The organism is Gordonia humi (assembly GCF_014197435.1).
GTDB classification, from domain to species: Bacteria; Actinomycetota; Actinomycetes; order Mycobacteriales; family Mycobacteriaceae; genus Gordonia; species Gordonia humi.
Map to the genome: position 1 here is coordinate 4,563,694 of NZ_JACIFP010000001.1, position 21,071 is coordinate 4,584,764.

The 21,071-nt window shown below is 68.5% G+C and carries 20 protein-coding genes; 5 read left to right on the plus strand and 15 right to left on the minus strand.

Annotation, left to right across the window (positions count from 1 at the left end; translation table 11 throughout):
• Positions 1 to 13: 13 nt before the first annotated feature.
• The 4 genes from sepX to BKA16_RS21210 all read right to left on the minus strand — a co-directional run bounded on the left by sepX (position 14) and on the right by BKA16_RS21210 (position 4,298).
• The gene (gene sepX, locus BKA16_RS21195) at positions 14 to 1,210 is read right to left on the minus strand and encodes a divisome protein SepX/GlpR (protein ID WP_183372530.1); all 1,197 of its coding nucleotides are present in this window, start codon (positions 1,208 to 1,210) and stop codon (positions 14 to 16) included.
• A gap of 135 nt (positions 1,211 to 1,345) precedes the next feature.
• A complete protein-coding gene (locus BKA16_RS21200) occupies positions 1,346 to 2,002 on the minus strand; it encodes a GNAT family N-acetyltransferase (protein ID WP_183372531.1) in 657 nt (218 codons plus the stop codon).
• A gap of 3 nt (positions 2,003 to 2,005) precedes the next feature.
• Positions 2,006 to 3,310 carry a molybdotransferase-like divisome protein Glp gene (gene glp / locus BKA16_RS21205; protein ID WP_183372532.1) on the minus strand — a complete coding sequence of 435 codons (1,305 nt, stop codon included), beginning with the start codon at positions 3,308 to 3,310 and terminating at the stop codon, positions 2,006 to 2,008.
• Between the two features lie 61 nt (positions 3,311 to 3,371).
• Entirely contained in the window at positions 3,372 to 4,298 is a 927-nt protein-coding gene (locus tag BKA16_RS21210) for a UTP--glucose-1-phosphate uridylyltransferase (RefSeq protein WP_183372533.1), read from the minus strand.
• A gap of 71 nt (positions 4,299 to 4,369) precedes the next feature.
• Here BKA16_RS21210 and BKA16_RS21215 point away from each other — a divergent pair, with 71 nt between their 5' ends.
• Entirely contained in the window at positions 4,370 to 4,954 is a 585-nt protein-coding gene (locus BKA16_RS21215; protein WP_183372534.1) for a 5-formyltetrahydrofolate cyclo-ligase, read from the plus strand.
• A gap of 2 nt (positions 4,955 to 4,956) precedes the next feature.
• On the opposite strand, the gene BKA16_RS21220 is transcribed toward BKA16_RS21215, so the two are convergent.
• Positions 4,957 to 5,265: an FmdB family zinc ribbon protein gene (locus BKA16_RS21220; RefSeq protein WP_183372535.1), complete on the minus strand. Its 309-nt coding sequence runs from the start codon at positions 5,263 to 5,265 to the stop codon at positions 4,957 to 4,959.
• Positions 5,266 to 5,535: 270 nt separating this feature from the next.
• Between BKA16_RS21220 and BKA16_RS21225 the strand changes: the two genes are divergently transcribed.
• From BKA16_RS21225 to BKA16_RS21235, 3 genes are all read left to right on the plus strand, one after another.
• Positions 5,536 to 6,177, plus strand: coding sequence for an SAF domain-containing protein (locus BKA16_RS21225; protein ID WP_183372536.1), 642 nt, complete (start codon positions 5,536 to 5,538; stop codon positions 6,175 to 6,177).
• 96 nt (positions 6,178 to 6,273) lie between these two features.
• The gene (mscL, locus tag BKA16_RS21230) at positions 6,274 to 7,050 is read left to right on the plus strand and encodes a large-conductance mechanosensitive channel protein MscL (RefSeq protein WP_183372537.1); all 777 of its coding nucleotides are present in this window, start codon (positions 6,274 to 6,276) and stop codon (positions 7,048 to 7,050) included.
• Positions 7,051 to 7,160: 110 nt separating this feature from the next.
• Positions 7,161 to 7,829, plus strand: coding sequence for a biliverdin-producing heme oxygenase (locus BKA16_RS21235; protein ID WP_183372538.1), 669 nt, complete (start codon positions 7,161 to 7,163; stop codon positions 7,827 to 7,829).
• A gap of 15 nt (positions 7,830 to 7,844) precedes the next feature.
• Here BKA16_RS21235 and BKA16_RS21240 read toward each other — a convergent pair whose 3' ends face one another.
• From BKA16_RS21240 to BKA16_RS21270, 7 genes are all read right to left on the minus strand, one after another.
• Entirely contained in the window at positions 7,845 to 8,003 is a 159-nt protein-coding gene (locus BKA16_RS21240) for a hypothetical protein (RefSeq protein WP_183372539.1), read from the minus strand.
• Positions 7,993 to 8,556, minus strand: coding sequence for a MogA/MoaB family molybdenum cofactor biosynthesis protein (locus tag BKA16_RS21245; protein WP_183373228.1), 564 nt, complete (start codon positions 8,554 to 8,556; stop codon positions 7,993 to 7,995). The genes BKA16_RS21240 and BKA16_RS21245 overlap by 11 nt, the downstream gene beginning before the upstream one ends.
• A gap of 49 nt (positions 8,557 to 8,605) precedes the next feature.
• Complete coding sequence (locus tag BKA16_RS21250) at positions 8,606 to 9,997, minus strand: trypsin-like peptidase domain-containing protein (RefSeq protein WP_183372540.1); 1,392 nt, start codon at positions 9,995 to 9,997, stop codon at positions 8,606 to 8,608.
• 70 nt (positions 9,998 to 10,067) lie between these two features.
• On the minus strand, positions 10,068 to 11,486 hold the full coding sequence (locus tag BKA16_RS21255; protein ID WP_183373229.1) for a HAMP domain-containing sensor histidine kinase: 1,419 nt from the start codon (positions 11,484 to 11,486) through the stop codon (positions 10,068 to 10,070).
• Between the two features lie 36 nt (positions 11,487 to 11,522).
• Positions 11,523 to 12,206, minus strand: a complete 684-nt coding sequence (locus BKA16_RS21260; protein ID WP_183372541.1) for a response regulator transcription factor — start codon at positions 12,204 to 12,206, stop codon at positions 11,523 to 11,525.
• Positions 12,207 to 12,217: 11 nt separating this feature from the next.
• Positions 12,218 to 13,816, minus strand: a complete 1,599-nt coding sequence (locus BKA16_RS21265) for a 4Fe-4S binding protein (RefSeq protein ID WP_183372542.1) — start codon at positions 13,814 to 13,816, stop codon at positions 12,218 to 12,220.
• 8 nt (positions 13,817 to 13,824) lie between these two features.
• Positions 13,825 to 14,739 carry an AurF N-oxygenase family protein gene (locus tag BKA16_RS21270; RefSeq protein ID WP_183372543.1) on the minus strand — a complete coding sequence of 305 codons (915 nt, stop codon included), beginning with the start codon at positions 14,737 to 14,739 and terminating at the stop codon, positions 13,825 to 13,827.
• 147 nt (positions 14,740 to 14,886) lie between these two features.
• Here BKA16_RS21270 and BKA16_RS21275 point away from each other — a divergent pair, with 147 nt between their 5' ends.
• Complete coding sequence (locus BKA16_RS21275) at positions 14,887 to 15,660, plus strand: SDR family oxidoreductase (RefSeq protein WP_183372544.1); 774 nt, start codon at positions 14,887 to 14,889, stop codon at positions 15,658 to 15,660.
• A 9-nt stretch (positions 15,661 to 15,669) separates the two neighbouring features.
• Here BKA16_RS21275 and BKA16_RS21280 read toward each other — a convergent pair whose 3' ends face one another.
• From BKA16_RS21280 to betT, 3 genes are read right to left on the minus strand one after another with little or no spacing between them, the layout of a single operon-like run.
• Positions 15,670 to 17,229 (minus strand): GMC family oxidoreductase, encoded by a 1,560-nt coding sequence (locus BKA16_RS21280; protein WP_183372545.1) that lies wholly within the window; start codon positions 17,227 to 17,229, stop codon positions 15,670 to 15,672.
• 1 nt (position 17,230) lies between these two features.
• Positions 17,231 to 18,736, minus strand: coding sequence for an aldehyde dehydrogenase family protein (locus tag BKA16_RS21285; RefSeq protein ID WP_183372546.1), 1,506 nt, complete (start codon positions 18,734 to 18,736; stop codon positions 17,231 to 17,233).
• Entirely contained in the window at positions 18,733 to 20,916 is a 2,184-nt protein-coding gene (gene betT / locus BKA16_RS21290; RefSeq protein WP_343067560.1) for a choline BCCT transporter BetT, read from the minus strand. Before betT ends, BKA16_RS21285 begins: the two co-directional genes overlap by 4 nt.
• Positions 20,917 to 21,071 lie beyond the last annotated feature (155 nt).

Below are 21,071 nucleotides of genomic sequence, written 5' to 3' on the forward strand. Positions count from 1 at the left end.
CTCCCTGGTGTCGTCAGACGGCCGTGCGATGCGTGGCGACGTCGAAGTCGGTGTCGTCGAACTCCGAGCCCTGCGCATACGACCCGGTGAAATCGTACGTCGGAAGGTGATCGAACGCGGGGTCCTCGTCATCGATCTCCAGAACGATCGCACCGCCGGGGCGTCGCAGACGTGCGGGCGGCGCGACGTACAGCGGCTCGGCCTGCTCCCGCTCGACTCGTGCCTCCTGCTCGTCACGACGGCGCTGCCGCGCCATCCGCTGCGCGTACCGGGCGTGCTCGGCGCGGACGGCACGCCGCAGGAACACCAGATACGCGGCGGACACGACCACCATCGCACCGACGGCGACGTAGCCGAGCGGCTGAATGAAGAACGCGGACACCACGGCCGCGATCGTCAGCACGGTCAACCCGCCGAGAACACGACGACGCTCCCGGTAGGCGGCCTCGTCGTTCTCGGCAGCGCGGCCTCGACCGTAGCCGCCGGTGCCCCGCATCTCCCGCGGAGTCGGTTTCGGCGCCGGTCCGGGCTCGACGTCGTCGTCCAGCACGTCGAAGCTCCCGGCGACGTCGTCGCCGTCCGCGGTGAGTTCGAACTCCTCGTCGGACTCGTCCTCGAACTCGTCGGACTCGTCGTCGAGCTCCGCGGCCTCCGCCTCCGCCTCGATGCGTGCCGCCTGCGCCTCATCGAGGTCGACCACCTCCACGTCGACGATGTCGATCACGTCGGTCACCTCGAGGGGGCTCTCCGCATCGGCGCGCAGCGTCTTCTCGTCGGCGGGCTCCTCGACGAGCTCGGCCTCGACGACCTCCGCGTCCTCGGCCTCGTCGACCGGCTCGTCGAACTCGACGTCGTCGGTGACGTCGAGATCCTCGGCGTCGATCTCCACCTCGTCGATCTCGATGATCTCGACCTCGTCCAGCTCGACCTCGACCTCGTCCGGCTCGACCGCGTCTTCCGTGTCCTTCGTCGCCTCCTGCGCGGCCCGGCGCTCGGCGAGTCTCTTGGCCGCCGACTCCGCGCGCGAAGAACGCGAGGCCGCGGCGGCGCGCCGCGACGCCGCACTGCGACTGCCACCTCGATGGACGACACGCGTCTGCGCGGCCGCCTTGGTCGATGTACGCGCGGCCGGACGCCCGCGCAGCACCATCGGTACCAGCACGAACAGCCAGACGACGATCAGGAACACCCACAGCACCGAGTTAGGCATGTCGGGGTGCCTCCCTTCTCCGAGTCGAGTGACGAGTCTCTGATCAAACAGCCTAGGGACACGCGGCGATTCGATTCGTCAGGCGCGCCGAAACAACACCCGATTCACACGCGTCTCATAGGTAACAGCGCTCGGTCACGGTGCGGACGCCCGCCCCGCCCTGATCAGCACGTCGACGGCGCTCGTCTCCACCTCTTCCACCGTGAGCCCGAACAGCAGATGATCGCGCCACCGCGAGTTCACGTCCATGTATCGCTTGAGCAGGCCCTCTTCCCGGAATCCGATCCGACGCAGCACCGCTTGCGAGGCGAGGTTCTCCGGCTGCACCGTGGCCTCCAGTCGGTGGAGCCCCACCGGACCGAAGCAGTGGTCGACACCGAGCGCCGCGGCCGCCGCGGCCACGCCCTTGCCCGTGTGGTCGCGATCCACCCAGTATCCGATCCACGCGTCACGGACCGCTCCCCGTTGGATGTTGCCGATGGTCAGCTGACCCGCGTATTCGCCGTCGAGCTCGATGACGAACGGGAGCATCACTCCGTGTTTGGCCTCGCTCTTGAGCACCGAGAACAGCGGCGCCCACATCGACGGCTGGTGGCGGCGCTCCCACTGCCCCGCCCCGGTCGGCTCCCACGGCAGCAGTTCGTTCTGGTTGCGGATCCGCAGACGACTCCAGTCGGCGGCGTCACGCATCTTGACCGGTCGAAGTGTCACGAGTCCGGCGGGGATCCGCACCGGTCCCACCGTCGCGGGCCAGCCCGGATGGCTGGAGGGGTCGGTCAGCCAGCGCAGCACGGGTCAGCCACGTTCCGCCAGGAACATGACCTCGACCCGGTCGCCGGTCGCGATGTCGTCGACCTCCTCGGGCACCACGATCAGACAATTGGCCTCGGCCAACTCGGCGAGCAGGTGGGACGCCCCCGACTCGGACTCACCGATCACCTGCACCAGGTACTCCGCCGACCGCTCGTCGCGCATCAGCTGCCCGCGCAGATAGCCTCGCCGCCCCTCGACCGAGGCGATCGGCCCGATGGTGCGCGCGGTGACCGAGCGGCGCATCGGTTGACGCTTGCCCAGTGCGATACGGATCAGCGGACGCACCATCACCTCGAAGGTGACCAGCGCGCTCACCGGATTCGCGGGCAGCAGGAAGGTCGGGATCTCGTCGCGGCCCAACCGGCCGAAGCCCTGCACCGACCCGGGATGCATGCCGACGCGACCCACCTCGAGGTCACCGAGATCGGCGACGGCCTCGGTGATCAAACGCGATGCGACACCGCCGACGGCTCCGCAGATCACCACGATCTCGGCCCGGATGAGCTGGGCCTCCACCACTTCGCGGAGTCGGTCCTGATCGCGTTGGGCGATCCCGACACGGTGCACCTCGGCCCCAGCGTCGCGGGCGGCGGCCGCCAGCGCGTACGTGTTGACGTCGAACACCTGTCCCGGCCCGGGTTCCCGATCGACGTCGACGAGTTCGTCGCCGACGGCGATCACGGCCACCCGCGGGCGCGGGTGCACGAGCACACGAGAGCGTCCGACCGCCGCCAGCAACCCGACCTGGGCCGCACCGATCACCGTGCCCGAGCGGACCGCGACGTCGCCCGGCTGCACGTCGTCACCGACACGCCGCACGTAGTCGCCGCTCTCCACGTCGTGACCGACCATGACGCGCTCCTCGCCGCCGTCGGTCCACCGGTGCGGGACGACGGCATCGGCGAGGGTGGGCAGCGGCGCGCCCGTCTCCACTCGCACGGCCTGACCCGGCTGCAGCCTGGTGGGGGTCCGCGATCCCGGCGAGACGTCGCCGACCACGGGCAGATGCACCACGAGGCGGTCGGTGTCGGCGAGCACGGACACGTCGACCGACTCGTCGGCGAGGTCGGTGGTGTCCTCCGGCGCGTGCGCTCCGGCGAGCGCGACGTCGACGGCGCGCACGGCGTAACCGTCGATCGCGGCCTGGTCGAATCCGGGCAGCGGGTCGGTGGTGACGACCTCCTCGGCACACATCAGTCCCTGGGCCTGCGAGATGGCGACCTGGATCGGTCGAGGTGCCACCACGGACGCAGTCACGAGGCTCAAATGGTCCTCGACCGATCGCATCGTCTCTCCTACTCGTGGGCTGAACTCCGAGAATAACGGTCTGCGCGGCGCGCGCGGACGTCTACCGTCCGGCGAGGCGTTCGACCAGCCAACGCCTCAGCTCCGGCCCGTAGTCGTCGCGGTCGAGCGCGAAATCGACGGCCGCCTTGAGATAGCCGCCGGGGTTTCCCAGGTCATGGCGCGTACCGGAATGGATCACGACGTGCACCGGCTCCCCCTGTTCGATGAGCAGCGCGATGGCGTCGGTGATCTGCAGTTCGCCGCCCGCGCCCGGCGTGATCTCGCGCAGCGCGTCGAAGATCCTGCGATCCAGTATGTAGCGACCCGCGGCGGCCAGGTTCGACGGAGCGAGGTGGGCCGGCGGCTTCTCCACCATGCCCTTGACCCGCTTGACTCCCGGAGTCTCCGGATCGGAATCGGCGACGTCGAACACTCCGTAGGCGCTGATCGTCTCGTCGGGGACTTCGATGGCGCACAGGACGCTGCCGCCGTACCGAGCGCGGGTCGCGGCCATCGCCCCCAGGACGCCGCCGGGCAGCACCAGGTCGTCGGGCAGCAGAACGGCGATCGCGTCCTCGTCGTCGGCCAGCTCGCTCTCCACACAGCCGATGGCGTGACCGAGGCCGAGCGGCTTGTCCTGGACCACCGACGCCACTTCGAGCAGCGAGGGCGCATTGCGGACCTTGGCGAGCATCGCCTGTTTGCCGCGCGAGGACAGGGTGTGCTCGAGAACGAGGTCTTCGACGAAGTGCGCGACGACGCCGTCCTTGCCGGGCGAGGTGACGATCAACAACCGCTCGGCGCCCGCCGACTTCGCCTCCTCCGCGACGAGTTCGATTCCCGGCGTGTCGACGACTGGAAGGAGCTCCTTGGGCACAGTCTTGGTGGCGGGCAGGAATCGGGTGCCGAGTCCGGCTGCGGGGACCACCGCGGTGTGCGGGATCCGCGGCGCACCTGTCATGGACGCGGGTGTCGAGTGGGCAGACATGGCGACAAGTCTACGGTCGGAATCTGGCAGGATTCTGCAAGCACGCCGGGAGATCATCGGAAAGGACCGCCATGACCGAGGTGTCGAAGAAGGACCTGCGCCGGGAGATCCTCGCCGCACGAGAGTCGATGTCGCCGTTCCTGCTCGCGCAGACCAACGCCGAGCTTGCCGAGTGGATGTATCGACTGCCCGTCGAGCTCACCGCCGACGACGTGGTGGCCGCCTACGTGGCGACCGGCTCCGAACCCGGCGGCACGGCCATGCTCGACGCCCTCGCCGATCAGGGACTGACGGTGCTCGTGCCGATCGTCCCCGAAGGAGGTCCGGCTCGGCTGCAGTGGGGCGAGTACCGGGGCGAGGCGGCGTTGACACGACGACGATGGGGACTGCTCGAGCCGATCGGGCGACGCCTCGACCCGGACACCGTCCACCGCGCGAGACTCGTTCTGGTTCCCGCGCTCGCCGCCGATCGTCGCGGGGCACGACTCGGTCGCGGCGCCGGATACTACGATCGGACGCTCGCCGTCACAGACGTTCCGGTGGCCGCCGTCGTAGGCGACGCCGAACTCCTCGACGGACCGATCCCACAGGGACCCGACGACGTCCCCGTCGACTGGGTTCTCACACCCGGCGGCGGGTTCGTCCCGACACGCTGACCTCAGGCGCTGGCGGCGCTCGACGAACTCGTCGTGCTCGACGACGAATCAGACGATGAGCCGCTCGACGACGAACCGCTCGACGAGGAACTGCTCGACGAGTCCGAGGACGACGTGGCGGGCACCGATCCGTTCGAGCGCGAGTCGGTCCGGTAGAAGCCGCTGCCCTTGAACACGACGCCGACCGAGTTGAAGAGCTTGCGCAGCTTGCCGCCGCATTCGGGGCACACGGTCAAGGAGTCGTCCGAGAACGACTGCACGATGTCGAACTTGTTGTCGCACACAGTGCACGCGTAGCTGTAGGTGGGCACAGGAAACCTCCGGTCGTCAGATGCACCATTGTAAACGGATGCTGGCACTCAGTCATTCCGAGTGCCAGTCTGCTCCTCACGATCGGCGCGCGGCGACGCCCCGCGGACCGGAGATCGCCGACGACACGACGGCCGACGACACGCCACGAGAACCCGCTCGACCGTCGGGCCGTGCGCCACAGCTGTGGAATTCGACGGTCCGGAACGGACTTGTCCACATTCGATTCCACAATGGGACGACGAGCGTATTCACTGACATACATTCCGGACATGAACCGACGCCGCGACTCCGATCTCAATCCGACGATCACCGATCGAATTCGACGCCTCACCGCTCCGGGCTGGATGCGATCGGTTCTCGTCCGCCGATCGGTCGCGGTGGCGCTCGTGGTGTGTGCGGCCGTTCTCGCCGTCGTCGAACACCGTGATCCGCCCACGCCGACGGCTTTGGTCGCCGTTCGCGATCTGCGACCCGGCCAGGCGCTCACAGCAGAGGACGTGCGCATCGCCTCGGTACCCGAGGAGTTGACCCCCGACGACGCACCGACGGTCGACGAGGTCGTCGGACGCCAGGTCACCGGACCGGTGCACCGCGGGGAGATCATCGCCCGTCATCGGCTCCTCGACGCCCGCCTGCCCGCCGCGCTGACCGGCCGCTCCGATGCACGCCTGGTCCCCGTGCGCCCGGCCGACGACTCGCTCGCATCGTTCGTCCGCGCAGGCGACCGGGTGGATCTGCTGGGTGACGACTCGCAGGTACTGGCCCGTGACGCGATAGTGGCGACGACGCCGAGCACGGACAGATCCGGTCCGGGCGAGACCGGCACTCTGCTCGTGGCGATGCCCGCCGACGCCGCCCATCGGGTCGCCGCCGCCGGAATTCGAGATCCGATCACATTCGTACTGCATTGAATTCGTCTGACGCGTAGTGATTCTTGCCGGGAAATCCCTGCACCTCTGCATTAGACTCAGACCCGTCACGGCACACGAGGAACAAAGGAGAGCCGCGTGCTCAAAGGATTCAAAGACTTTCTCATGCGGGGAAACGTCGTCGAATTGGCCACTGCGGTCATCATCGGCGCGGCTTTCACCGCGGTCGTCACCGCATTCACCGACAAGATCATCGCGCCGCTGATCGCGGCGATCCCGGTCAATACCGACTTCGCCGGACTCGGGTTCCGGATCTCGGGAGACAAGCCCGAGACCTTCTTGGACTTCGGCGCAGTCGTCACCGCACTCATCAATTTCGTGATCGTCGCCGCGGTGGTCTACTTCCTGATCATCGTCCCGTTCAACAAGCTCTCCGAACTTCGGACCCTCGAAGAGGAGGCCGAGGTCGACAGCGAGATCTCGCTGCTCGTCGAGATCCGCGATCTGCTCGATCCGACCGCCAAAGAGCGCAAGGAGGCCGAGGCCGCGGAGAAGGCGCGCAGCGAAGCGGAGGCCGCGCGAGCAGCCGAGGCCGCACGTGCCGAGGCCCAGCAGCGTCAGCAGCAGCAGACGGCCCCGCCCGCTCCGCAGGACAACTATCCGTCGACCGGCGCGACCCAGCAGATGAGCGTTCCGCCGCAGGCGCAGCAGCCGCCGTACCAGGCGGGTCCGCCCAGCGGCGGCTTCCCGACGCCGAATCCGGCCCCCGGCGAGTACCCGCCTCCCGGCAACCTGCCTCCGGGCCAGTACGCTCCCGGCCAGTACCCGCCCGCTCCGGGACAGTACCCGCCGGCCGGCGGTCAGCCGCCCGTCGATCCCGGTCAGTTCCCGGACGGACCGCGACACTCTCGCTGACGCCCGACCCGGAAGGCCCCCGCTCTCGTGCCGAAGCGGGGGCCTTCTTCATGCCGGGACAAACATGTTAGGTTTACCTTGCCGATACCGTCTGTCGTCAGGAGATCCCCATGGTGATCGCGTCCCCCGCACGTATCGCGCCCGAGGACACCCTGTCGGCCGCGATGAAGAAGGGCTCGGCTGTCGAGCACGAGCAGGCGGAGGGGTCGTCGTACATGGCGGCGCTGCTCGACGGCCGCATGGACGCCGCCGGATACATCGCATATCTGCAGCGGCTCCGCCTGGTGTACGACGCCCTCGAGTCCACCGGACGCGCGCTCGCCGACGACCCGATCGCATCGGCCGTCATAGATCCCGCACTCGACCGGCTGCCCGCCATCGACGCCGATCTCCAGCACTGGGCGCCGAACGGGGTGCCCGAGGTGGTCTCCCCGGCCGCGGCGGCCTATGTCGAACGCATCACCGACTCGGTGACGTGGGGAGGCGCCTTCGTCGCCCACCACTACACGCGGTACCTGGGCGACCTGTCCGGTGGACAGGCCATCGGCCGGATCCTGGACCGGAGCTTCGATCTCGACGGCGCGGGCATCGCCTTCTACGCCTTCGACGAGGTCGGCAAGGTGAAGCCGTACAAGGACCGGTACCGCGATCGCCTCGATCAGGTTGGCGCCGCGATGAGTTACGACGACCGGCAGCGCCTCGTCGACGAGGTCCGGCTCTCATTCGGCTTCAACCAGGCCCTTTTCGAAGAGCTCAGCGAGCTGTATCCGGGTCGCTGACGCGACGCGGCGGCCTCACTCGTAGTGCGGCGGTCGGTTCGCGTCGTACCAGTCGCGGCCGCGGCCGTCACGACGCTCGCCCGGTTCGACGATCTGCTCGGGCAGATCGTCGCCGAAGACGGCGTCGAGACGGCGACGCCGCCGCCACTCCGGTTCGCCGGGCTCAGATGTCACTGATGTGCCCGATCACATGGTGCGCCAACGGAATCAGGGTGGCCATGCCGTCGCGGACGGCGGCCCGCGAATCGGCGATGTTGACGACCACCGTCTGACCGGAGATGCCTGCGAGACCGCGGGAGAGGCCGCCGTCGGTGGCACCGGCCGACAGTCCCGAACTCCGGATGGCTTCCTCGATGCCCTGCAGACGGCGATCGAGCAGGGGCTCGGTGGCCTCCGGCGTCACATCGCGAGCGGCCACCCCGACGCCGCCGACCGACACCACGAGGTCGACGCCACCGATCACCGCGGTGTTCAGCGTGTTGCGGATCTCGACCTCGTCGCCCTGCACGGTGACGGTCGCATCGACGTGGAAGCCCGCCTCGCCGAGCAGTTCGCCGACGAGCGGTCCCAATGAACTCGGCGACTCCCCGTTGGCCGCGCGATCGTCGACGACCACGACGAGAGCGCGGGAGAACTCACCGCCGACCGTCTCGGACGCGTCGGGAAGGTTGCGTCGGGCGGCCGCGTCGGCGGCCTGTTCGTCCGGGTCTACGGGGGCGTTCGTCATCATCGGCCTCTCTGTTGCTGCTGCGGACTCTCGTCTGGGTGAGCACCGGTCACATGGTGCCGAGCGTGGCTTCGGCCGTCTTGCTTTGATCGCGCACCGAGTACGTCACCTTCACCGTATCGTTCGGAGCGTACGAGCGGATAGCGGCGACCAGTGCTTCCGAGGTGGAGATCTTGCGATCGTCCACACCGGTGATCAATGCACCGTTCGGAATGCCCGCCTTCTCGGCGGCGCCGCCGCGGACGACGGAGGCGACCAACGCGCCCGGCTTCTCCACATCGGTGTTCGGCCGCACGCTGACGCCGAGACTGGCCTGCGTCGCCTTTCCGGACGCCTGCAGTTCCTTGGCGACGCGCATCGCCTGATCGATGGGGATCGCGAAGCCCAGGCCGATGCTGCCTGACTCGCCCTCGGCGCCGGTGGTCGCGATCGCCGTGTTGATCCCGATGAGCGCGCCGCTGGCGTTGATGAGGGCGCCGCCGGAGTTGCCGGGGTTGATCGCGGCGTCGGTCTGGATCGCATCGATCACCGACTCCTGCGACCCGTCCGTACCCGATGTCGACACCGGACGGTTGAGCGCCGAGATGATGCCGGTGGTGACCGTGCCGGCCAGACCGAGCGGCGACCCGATCGCGATGACGTCCTGCCCGACCGACAGGTTCTTCGACGCGCCGATCGTGATCGGAGTCAGTCCGGTCTTATCGGCCTTGATCACGGCGATGTCCGACACGGGGTCGGCGCCCAGCACCTTGGCCGGGGCACGCGAACCGTCGTTGAACGTCACCAGGACCTGCTGTGCTCCGGCGACGACGTGGTTGTTGGTGAGGATCACGCCGTCGCTGTCGAGGACGACGCCCGAGCCCGAGCCCTCCTGTCGGCCGTCGGACACCAGGATCGAGACCACCGAGGGCAGCACGCGATTGGCCGTCTCCTGCACCGAGCCCGGCGCCGCGGTGGGCTGTGCGGTCTCGGTGGCCCCGGCGGCGACCGACGTCGAGGGAGCACTCGACGCGCCGTCGCTGTTCGCGACGAGGGCGCCGGCACCGGCGCCCGCCGCACCGGCGAGGACGACGACGGCTGCCGCTCCGACGAGGAACTTCTTTCCTCCGTTGCCGCGCTTGCCGCCGCCCCCGCCGCTGCCGTCGCCCGCCCCGCCGAACGGCGAGGTGGGCGGAGGATTCGGCGGGACGGAGCCGAACTGACCGGTACCCTGCCCGCTGTACGGAGCGCCGGCGTACGGAGTGGTCGGCTGGGGACTCTGCGGTGCGGCGGGAGCGCCGTACGGCTGGGCGCCGAACCCGCCGGTGCCGGGTGTCGAGGTCGGGCGGCCGAACGGATTCTCTCCGTACTGGCCCTGACTGTAGGGGTTCGGCGAAGCCGGCTGCTGCCCGGTGAAATCGTCGTTGCCCGCGGAGGTGTCGCGATACGCGCCGTCGTTCATGAGAACGAGCGTATGACACGTCCCTGTGAAGTTGGTCAAAGCCCGCTGGGAATCGGCTCCTCGGCGGCTGTCACCGTCGGACGACCACCGGGTCCGGCTCGGTGTGCTGCGCCGATCCCGGGAGTTGCATACGGATCAACGCGCCGCCGTCGGCGGAGCCCTCGGCGACGACCGAGCCGCCGAGTCGGGTGACGACCTGACGGACGATCGCCAGCCCCAACCCCGATCCGGGCATCGAGCGAGTGGCGTCCGCACGATAGAAGCGCTCGAAGACGAGTTCCCGGTCTTCGAGCGGGATGCCGGGTCCGGCGTCGGACACCGAGAGTTCGGCCGTCCCCGGTCCGGTCTCGGCCAGCCGCACGTGCACCGCGCGTCCCGGCGGGCTCCACTTGGCCGCGTTGTCCAGGACGTTGAGAACCGCGCGCGAGATGCCGTGCTCCTCGCCGAACACGAACCACGGGACGGTCTGCACGTCGAACTCGATGTCGGTGCGGCGTCGACGGACCCGTTCGAGCGCATCGGCGATCACCGACTCCAGGGAGACCTCCTCGTGCACCGTGTCGAGGGCGTCCTCGCGCGCGAGGTCGACGAGGTCGCCGACGAGCGTCGAGAGCTCCTCGATCTGCGCCACGACGTCCGAGCGCAACTCGATCATGTCCGCGGCCGGTATCTGCGGCGCGCCCGGCTCCGACGACGCGATGAGCAGTTCGAGGTTGGTCCGCAACGAGGTGAGCGGAGTCTTGAGTTCGTGGCCCGCATCGGCGACCAGGCGCGCCTGCTGATCGCGCGACTCGGCGAGGGCGCGCAACATCGTGTTGAAGCTCGCGGTCAGGCGCGCCAGTTCGTCCTGCCCACTGACCGGTATCGGAGTCAGATCCTGGGTGCGCGCCACCCGTTCGACGGCTCCGGTCAAGCGACCCACGGGCCGCAGACCGCCGCGAGCCACCGCGGTTCCGGCGAGCGCGGCGAAGGCCACACCGACCCCGCCCGCCACGAACAGGACCGACGCCAGTCGTTTGAGGATCGCGTCGGTCGACTCCAGCGACTGCGCCATCATCAGGGTGCTGCCGTCGGAGAGCTTGCGGGAGAGAACCCGGTGGTTCGACGTGGTCCGCAGACTCTGATTCAGCTTGCCGGGCGGGTTCACCGAGTCGGCGATCTTCATCTCGGGGTCCCCGTACGGCACCTCGCCGACCATGATCATCTGGCCGTCGGGTTCGACCAGCGCGATCGAGATCGACGTCGAGAACACGGTTCCGGCGAGGAGCGCCTCCGGTCCGCTGGAGAGCCTGCCGAGCTTCGACAGCGCCGTCATGCCGTCGGCGCGCGCCACCAGCTGTGAGTCGACGTCGTTGTACAGCGATCGCTGCACGACGAAGAACGCGGCGCCCGCCATCAGCATCGCCGACAGGAACACCACCGCCGCGGCGAGCAGCGCGACACGGTTGCGCAACGACACCGACCGGGTCAAGGCGATCGGATCTCGCATCGGGCGGCGGACGCCGGGAGGTCGGCGCACCACGTGCTACGCGTTCTCGCGCAGCACGTATCCGACGCCGCGCACAGTGTGGATCAGTCGGGGTTCACCGTCGGCCTCGGTCTTACGGCGCAGATAGCCGATGTACACCTCGAGGGCGTTGCCCGAGGTCGGGAAGTCGTAGCCCCAGACCTCCTCGAGGATCCGACTGCGAGTCAGGACCCGCTTCGGATTCGCCATGAGCATCTCCATGAGCGCGAACTCCGTGCGCGTGAGGCTGATCTGCCGTTCGCCACGCGTCACCTCGCGGGTCGCCGGATCGAGAGTCAGATCCGAGAACGAGACCGCCTCGGACCCCTCGTCCTCATCCCGGGCGGTGCGCCGCAGGAGCGACCGCAGACGTGCCAGCAGCTCTTCGAGCGCGAACGGCTTCGGCAGGTAGTCGTCGGCGCCCGCGTCCAGCCCGCTCACCCGCTCGGACACCGAGTCGCGCGCGGTCAGCACCAGGATCGGCAGGTCGTCGCCGGCCGAACGCAGGCGACGACACACCTCGAGCCCGTCCAGGCGCGGCATCATCACGTCGAGCAGAAGCAGGTCGGGACGGTCGGCGATCACCTTCTCCAGCGCTTCGAGGCCGTCGCCCGCGGTGTCGACGGTGTATCCGTTGAACGTCAGGGACCGTCGGAGTGACTCTCGAACGGCACGGTCGTCGTCGACCACGAGAATACGCATGTCTACTAGTCTTACCGACCGAACTTCAGATGCGGCTGAGAACGCGCCGCATCCGACATCTCGCGAACATCGGTGAACTTGATGCGCGGCCGTCCTGCGATCCGTCCGCGCGCTCGCTCGATCCGGTCGATCACGGCGGCACCGCGATAGTCCACGACGTCGGGCGCGCGACGACGCACCAGTGCCGTGAAGTACTCGCGAGTCGCCGCGCTCCGGGGCAGGCTGCCTGCCGCGGCATCGGCGACGAACGACTCCACCGCCGCGACCGCGTGCGCCTTGTTGGCGCCGATTCCACCGCGGGCGCCGCGCGCCGCCCACCCCACCGCGTACAGTCCCGGAACCGGAGCGCCGTCGGCGCCGGTGACTCGACCGTCCACGGTGGGAATGACGCCGGCGACGTCGTCGAACGGAAGTCCGGGCACTGCGACACCGCGATAGCCGACCGATCGGACCACCAGGTCCGCGCGGATCCGATGCGAGATCGACCCGGTCGTGACGTCCACGGCCCCCGCGCGACCGGATCCGTCCGCCACGATCTCGGTCGGCACGGAGCCGAACAGGAAGACGATGCGCCGACGCCCCGGGGCGGGCGGACGGTCGAGCCCCAGCTCGGCGATCGTCGCCGCGTCGTCGCAGACGATCAGGTCCACGTCGGGGAGTGCCTGCAGCGCGCGGTACTCGGCATCACTGTAGGCGGCGTCCGCCGGACCTCGGCGTCCGAGCAGCACCACCTCACGCACATCCTGACGTCGTAGAAGATCCACCGCTCGGTCGGCGATGTCGGTCGCGGCCAGTGTCTCCGGAGAGGACACCAGGATGCGCGCGATGTCCAGGGCCACGTTGCCGGTGCCGACGATCACCGTGCGGCCGCAGTCCGCGGCCGGAGGCGCGCCGACGGCGCCGGGCACCGCGTTGTACCAGGCGACGAGGTCGCCGGCCGAGGTCGAGCCCGGCAGGTCCTCACCGGGAATCCCCAGTGATCGAGCGGCCGGGGCGCCCACCGCATAGAACACGGCGTCGAAGTGGGCGGCCAGTTCGGGATGCGACACCGCGCCCGGACCGTCACCGATCGCCAGACCGCCGATCAGGTCGACCCGCGGATCGCGGTATGCCAGGTCGAAGGTCCGCAGGACGCCCTTGGTGCCCGGGTGGTCGGGCGCCACACCCGCGCGGACCAGACCTCCGGGAGTGGGCAGCCGGTCGATCACCGTGATCTGCGCATCGGTTCGGCCGATCAACGTCGTGAGCGCGTAGCCGCCCGCCGGACCGGTTCCGACGATCGCGACCCGCAGACCGTCCGGCAGTCGCGGAATGTCCGGGTACACCACCTGCGGCGGGTTCGCCCCCGCGTCGGGACGGTCCCGGTAGTAGTCGGCGTTGAGGTCGACGAAGACGCGGTCGGCCGTACCGAGACGTTCGGCCGGGAAGATCGCGTCCACCGGGCAGGCGTCGGCGCAGGCGCCGCAGTCGATACAGGTCTGCGGATCGATGTGCAGGATCTCCGACGTGCCGAAACCGGGTTCGTCGGGGGTCGGGTGGATGCAGTCGACCGGACACACCGAGACGCAGCCGGCATCGCTGCAGCACGATGCGGTGATGACGTGAACCATGGGAGCTCTCAGATCATGTGGACGCGACGGTAGTTCTTCCGCGCGGCGGGCGTCAGCAGCCCGACCTCGTCGAGGAACTCCATCAGGTGCGTGCAGTTGCTGCGGACCATGGCGTGGAAGTGTCTGTTGCCCCGTCGCTCGTCGATCGCGCGGCCGACGTCGAGTCCGGCGTCGGCGTACGCCTGGGGTCGAACCAGGTTGCGAACGATCTCCATCGCGCCCACCGACGTGTACAGCGCACAGAACCGCCGAGTGGTCGGTCGCATGTCTCGCATCGACTCGCGGACCTGCTCCCGCGCGTACTTCATGTGCCTGGACTCTTCGAGCACGTGGATCTCGTTGACCGTCCGGATGAACGGCAGCACGCGGTCGTCGCGCATGCACCCGCGCTGAAAGACGTCGAGGATCTCCTCGGCGACGAGGATCCCGGCGTACGACACCGCTCCCCGCGCGGTGTGCTGGAAGATCCGCCCCACTCGGCCGATCGCGGGCGACGGCCGGTAGGTGGTGCCGACCATCTTCTCCGACGCCTTCGCGAACATGATCGAGTGGCGGCACTCGTCGGCGATCTCGGTGAGCGCGAACTGGAACTCGGGCCGGTGGTAGTCGCCGAGGTACTGATCGCGCAGGACGAGCTCCTGCAGGAGCATCTCGAACCAGATGCCGATGTTCATGATCGACGCGAACTCGTGCCGGGTCAGCGTGACCCGTTGCTGCTCGGTGAGCTCGTTCCAGTAGTCGGTGCCGTAGAGCGTAGACCACTCCGGACTGCACCCGTAGTGCGACGGGTCCATCGGCGCCGCCCAGTCGATCTCGGTCATGGCGTTACGGGACAGTCGCGTCGAGGAGGCGACCAGCCTCGCCGAGACCTCGTCGATCCCCTGGTCGGCCCTGCTGGTCGACAGCTCCGTCAGGTCAGTCATCTCAGACCTCCATTGATCGATGACACAATGTTTATTGTCACGATAACGCCACGTGTCGGCGTTCACAAGGTCTAGCCACCCTACTGGCGAGTAAGTAAGATCCAGCTCGCACGCGTACCAGGTAGTTCACATTCCAGAGGAGACCCCATGCCGTCCATCTTCATCAGCGGAGGCGCCGCAGGCATCGGCCTGGCCACCGCGAAGCTCTTCCGCTCGCACGGCTGGACGGTCGGCGTCTACGACATCAGCGACGACGCGCTGGCCGCGGCGAAAGCCGACGACCCCGAGTTGATCACCGGTCGCCTCGACGTGCGCGACGCCGACCAGTGGGACACGGCGCTGGCCGAGTTCACCTCGCACACCGGCGGCCGGCTCGACGTCCTCGACAACAACGCGGGCATCCTGCTGTCGGGCGACGTCGCCGACATCTCCCCCGAGGCGATCAAGGCGCAGATCGACATCGACGCCCTCGGCGTGACTCTGGGCGCCCGGGCCGCATTCGGCTATCTGAAGGCCACCCCCGGATCGCACCTGGTGAACATCGCGTCCGCATCGGCGATCTACGGTCAGCCGGGCATCGCGACCTACAGCGCCACCAAGTTCTACGTCGCCGGACTCACCGAGGCGCTCGAACTCGAATGGGAGGACGACGACATCCGCGTCGTCTCGATCTGGCCGCTGTGGGCCAAGACCGCCCTCGCCGACGAGACGGACGCCAAGAGCACTCAGACCCTGGGCGTCCGCCTGACCGCCGACGACGTCGCGGCCAAGGTGTGGGAGTCGGTGCACCCGACGACCGTCGACAAGCTCCTGCGTCGCACCAGCTACTCCGTCGGCGTCCAGACCACCGTCCTCGGCAACGCCGCCAAGTTCATCCCCAACGTCCTCAACCGCGGCGTCAACAAGTTCCTGTCGCAGTAGGGGCGCCTCCTACGCCCTCCCCGACACGAGGTCCGCGCACCGCTCGCCGATCATCATGCAGGTGATGTTGGGGTTCACCGAGGTGTGCTCGGGGAACACCGAGGCGTCGGCGACGCGGAGACCCTCCACTCCCTTGACGCGCAGCCGCGCGTCGACCGGGGCACCGTCGGCCGACCCCATCGCGGCGGTGCCCACCGGGTGGTACACGGTGTTGTGGGTGGCGCGGATGTAGTCCGCGAGTGCGGCGTCGTCGACGGTGCCGACCCCGGGGAACAGTTCCTCGCCGACCCAGTCGGCCATCGCGGGCTGGGCGACGATCTCGCGAGCCCGGCGGATGCCTGCGGTCATGATGCGGATGTCGTAGCCCTCGGGATCGCTGAAGTAGCGAGGGTCGACCATCGGCTTGTCCCGGAAGTCGCGCGAGCGCAGGCGGACGGTGCCGCGTGAACGCGCATGCGTGACGTTCGGGGTGAGGCAGAAGACGTTCTCGGCCGTCGGGTATCCGCGGCGCAGCGTGTGCATGTCGAACGGCACGCTGCCGTAGTGCATCATCAGGTCCGGACGATCCAGACCGTCGTCGACCATGTCGAAGACGCCGATCTCCCACCACTGTGTCGACTCGGTCGGCATCGGCCTGCGCGCGACCCAGGAGATGACGCCCTCCGGGTGATCCTGCAGGTTCGCCCCGACGCCCGGTGCGTCGACGAGCACCTCGACACCGTTCTCGCGCAGGTGATCGGCGGGGCCGATACCCGACAGCATCAGCAGCTTCGGCGTGTCGATCGCACCGGTCGACAGCACGAGCTCACGCTCGGCGGTGATCGTCCGCGTCTTGCCGAACTGGTTGTCGACCACCTCGACGCCGATGCAGCGGACACCGTCGAACAGCAGCCGCTTGGCGCGCAGCCCGGTCAGCAGCGTGAAGTTCGCCCGGTCGGCGATCGGGTGGATGTACGAGACCGACGATGATGCGCGCGTCCCGTCGGCCTGCCGGTTGATCTGGAAGAAGTTCGCGCCGCGGGTGACCGTCGTGCCGGTGTTGAACCTGGTGGTGGGCAGTCCGGCCTGTTCGGCAGCGGCCAGGAGCGCCACACCGCACTGGTCGGCGGGCGGCACGTTCATCAGGTGGACGGGTCCGGAGTCGCCGTGGTGCGGGGCGTCGGGTCCGGCGTCCTCGTTGGTCTCCAGCCGTTTGAGGATCGGCCACACGCTGTCGGCGCCCCAGCCGGTGGCGCCGAACTTGTCGGCCCATTCGTCCATGTCCTCGCGCGGCGGCCAGAACGCGATGCACGAGTTGTGCGACGAGCAGCCCCCGAGCACGCGAGCACGCGCATGCCGCATGAACGAGTTGCCGGTGGCCTGCGGTTCGATCGGATAGTCCCAGTCGTACCCGGACTCGAGCAGTTCCATCCAGCGGTCCAGCTGCAGCACCTCCGGGACGCCGCGGTCGTCGGGACCGGCCTCGATCAGCGCGACACGCACGGACGGGTCCTCGGACAGGCGGGCGGCCGCGGCGCACCCGGACGATCCGCCGCCGACGACGAGGTAGTCGAAGGATTCGTTGGTCATGTCAGTTCTCCTGCCTCGTCCGATCGGCGAACCAGCCGGTCACCTCGGGAGCGATGTTCTGGTAGACGTGCTTGGCCTCGCGGTACTCGTCGAGTCCGGTGGGGCCGAGTTCGCGCCCCACGCCCGACTGGCCGAACCCGCCCCATTCGGCCTGCGGCAGATACGGGTGGAAGTCGTTGATCCACACGGTGCCGTGCCGGAGGCGGTTCGCCACCCGCTGCGCCTTCCCCGCGTCCTGCGTCCACACCGCGCCCGCCAGACCGTAGATGGTGTCGTTCGCGGTCGCGACAGCGTCGTCCTCGTCGGTGAAGGTCTCCACGGTGACGACCGGGCCGAACGCCTCGTCGACGACGACGGACATTCCGCGGCGCACCTGGTCGAGGACGGTCATCCGGTAGTAGAAGCCCGCGTCGAGATCACTCGATCCCGATGTGCCGGTGGCGAACTCGCCGCCGCACCGGACGCGTGCGCCTTCGGCGACGCCGGCCTGGACATAGGCGTGCACTTTGTCGCGGTGGGCCGCCGAGATCAGCGGACCGGTCTCGGCGGCATCGTCGAAGGGACCGCCGATCCGGATCTGCTGCGCACGCTCGACCAAGGCGTCGACGAACTCCTCGGCGATCGAGTCCTGCACCACCAGTCGCGCGCCGGCCGAACACACCTGACCGGAGTGGACGAACGCCGCGTTGAGCGCGTTGTCGACCGCCGCGTCGAAGTCGGCGTCGGCGAACACGACGTTGGGATTCTTACCGCCGAGCTCAAGCGCCACCTTCTTGACGGTCGGCGCCGCCGAGGCGGCGATCACTCGGCCGGTCACCAGGCCGCCGGTGAACGAGACCATGTCGACGTCCGGGTGCGACGACAACGGGGCTCCAGCCTGGGCGCCGGCGCCGGTCACCAGGTTGCCGACGCCCGCGGGCAGACCCAGTTCGTCGAGCAGTCTCAATGTCAGGATCGCCGTGTGCGGGGTCAGCTCGGCGGGTTTGAGCACGAACGAGCACCCCGCGGCGAGCGCCGGGCCGATCTTCCACGCGGCCTGCAGCAGGGGGTAGTTCCACGGGGTGATCAGCCCGCACACCCCGACCGGCTCGTACTGGATGCGGCTGACCACGGCCTCCGACCCGGCGTCCACCAGTCGCCCGGCGTCCTTGGACGCCAGTTCGGCGAAGTAGTCGAAGCAGTTCACGATGTCGTCCATGTCGATGCGGGCCTCGACGATCCGCTTGCCGGTGTCGAGGGCTTCGGCGCGTGCGAACTCCTCGTGGCGGTCCCGGATGCCGTCGGCCAGGCGTCCGAGCAGCTTGCCGCGTCGGGCCGCGGGCACGGACGCCCAGCGTCGATCGTCGAACGCGCGACGGGCCGCCGCGATCGCGCGTTCGGTGTCGGCGGCGCTCGCCTCGCTGACGTCGCCCACCGGCGAGCCGTCGGCCGGACAACGGATCTCGCGGGTGGCGCCGTCGGCGGCGGCCTCCCATCGTCCGTCGATGAACAGGGTCTGTGCGGTCACGATTCCTCCTTCGCCGGTTCTTCCCGCCCGGCCTCGTCTTGGTCTGTGTGCGCGGCCGCCTCGTCGGCGCCGTCGTCGAAGTCCGCCGACCAGTCGATGATCTGTTCTCCGGACAGCGGCGCCGCTTCGTCACCGACGGCTTCGAGGTAGTGCAGGTGACGTTCGTAGTGATCGAGCACGTTGGAGCTGATCTGGGTCTTGGTGAGTCCGTACACGTTGAAGCCCTCACTGCCCTGGGCGGTGAACACTTCGAGGCGGAAGAACTTGTCGCTGACGTCGGGCGACCGGCCGAACACCGGGGTCGGGTGCCGCGTCGGATACACCTGATAGTGGAAGGCGCGGCCGTTGCCGAAGTCGACGTCGAGGTGGTAGCTCTCCAGGTCGTAGGCGTCCACGTGCGCGCTGCCGGTCCGTGCGTCCATCCCGGACTTCACCAGTTCGGCGGCCACATCCTGCAGCGCGGGCCACACGATGTTCGTCGAGTACCTCCGCATGTCGTCGGCGTCGGGATAGTGCACCAGCCGTTCGACGCGCTGACGCCAGTTGAGGGCCGTGCCGCCCGAGGAGCGGTGCGAGAGCGCGTGGGTGATCGCATCGCGCCGGGAGGCCACCCAGTCGCCCTCGTCGCGCAGCGCGCGGAACAGTCCGAGCATCATCAGGGCGACGACGACCGCGAACGGCAGCCCCATGATCACCGTCGCGTTCTGCAGGGTGGTGATACCGCCGATCAACAGCATCGCCATCGTCAGCAGGCCGGTGACCACGGCCCAGAAGATGCGGACCCAGCGGGCGGCGTCCGACTCGTTGTCGGTCACGTGGGAGCTGAAGTGCGACATCACCAGGGCGCCCGAGTCGGCGCTGGTGATGTAGAACAGCAGACCGGTGAACGTCGCGATCACCACGAGGACCGTCGCCCCCGGATACTCGTGCAGGAGCGCGTAGAACGCCTCCTCCGGTCTGTTGACCGCGGTGTCGGCGAACTCGTCGTTGCCGCGGGCGATCTCGAGCGCGCTGTTCCCGAAGATCGAGATCCAGATGAGGATGAACGCGAACGGGATCGTCAGCGTGCCGAACACGAACTGGCGGATGGTGCGGCCGCGGGAGATGCGAGCCAGGAACAGACCGACGAACGGAGCCCACGCGATCCACCAGGCCCAGAAGAACAGGGTCCAGGTGGCTTTCCAGTCGCCGGTGTCTTGGTAGGCGAAGGTGTCCAACGCCATCGACGGGAAGCGGCTGGCGAAGTCGCCGATGTTCTGCACCAGCGCGTTCATCAGGTACGTCGTCGAGCCGGCGATCAGAATGAACAGCAGCAGCCCCAGAGCGATGACCACGTTGATCTCGGACAGCCGTTTGACGCCCTTGTCGACGCCGGACACCGCCGACAGCGTCGCGATCGCCACCGCGACGACGATCAGCCCGGCCTGTGCCCAGTGACTCTGCGCGATTCCGAACAGGTCGTCGAGCCCGACGTTTAGCTGGGCGACGCCGATGCCCAGGCTCGTCGCCAGTCCGAAGATGGCACCGAGGAGGGCTGCGATGTCGACCGAGTCGCCGAGGATTCCGTCGAGTCTGTCGCCGAAGATCGGCCGCAGTCCCGAACGCAGGGACAGCGGCATGTTGTAGCGGTACGCGAAGTACCCGAGTGACATGCCGATGAGCGCGTACAGGCTCCAGCCGATCAGGCCGTAGTGGAACAGGGTCCACACCACGGCTTGTCGGGTGGCCTCGAGGGTCTGCCCTTCTCCGGTCGGCGGGTGCATCCACTGCGTCACGGGTTCGGCGACGGAGAAGAACATGAGGTCGATGCCGATCCCCGCCGCGAACAGCATCGCCGTCCAGGAGAAGAGATTGTAGACGGGCTTGGAGTGGTCCGGTCCGAGTTTGACGCCGCCGACGCGCGAGAGCGCGGCCCAGACGACGAACAGGACGACGGTGACGACGAGTCCGATGTAGAACCAGCCGAGTTCGTCGGAGACCCAGGTGACGGCCGCGGAGATGACTCGGTCGGCGCCGTCGGCGTCGATGAGGGCCCACAGGATGATCGCGATGACTCCCGCACTGGCGCCGACGAAGACGCGCTTGTTGACCGGGATCCCGAGCGCCTTCGCAACCGGGTTCGGAGGACGGAACCGTCCGTTCTCCGGCGTCGACGAACTCTCCCCCACTGGCAACCCCACTAACGAACTTTCAGCGCTTCACGGACTTCTCTGGATTCGATCGGTAACCAACCTACTGACATCGCACGGGTCTTCCGCGTCCGTTATCGTTCCGGAACTCGTTCGTGACATGAAAAAGCTGCGGCCGACGGGTGAACACCCGTCGGCCGCAGCCT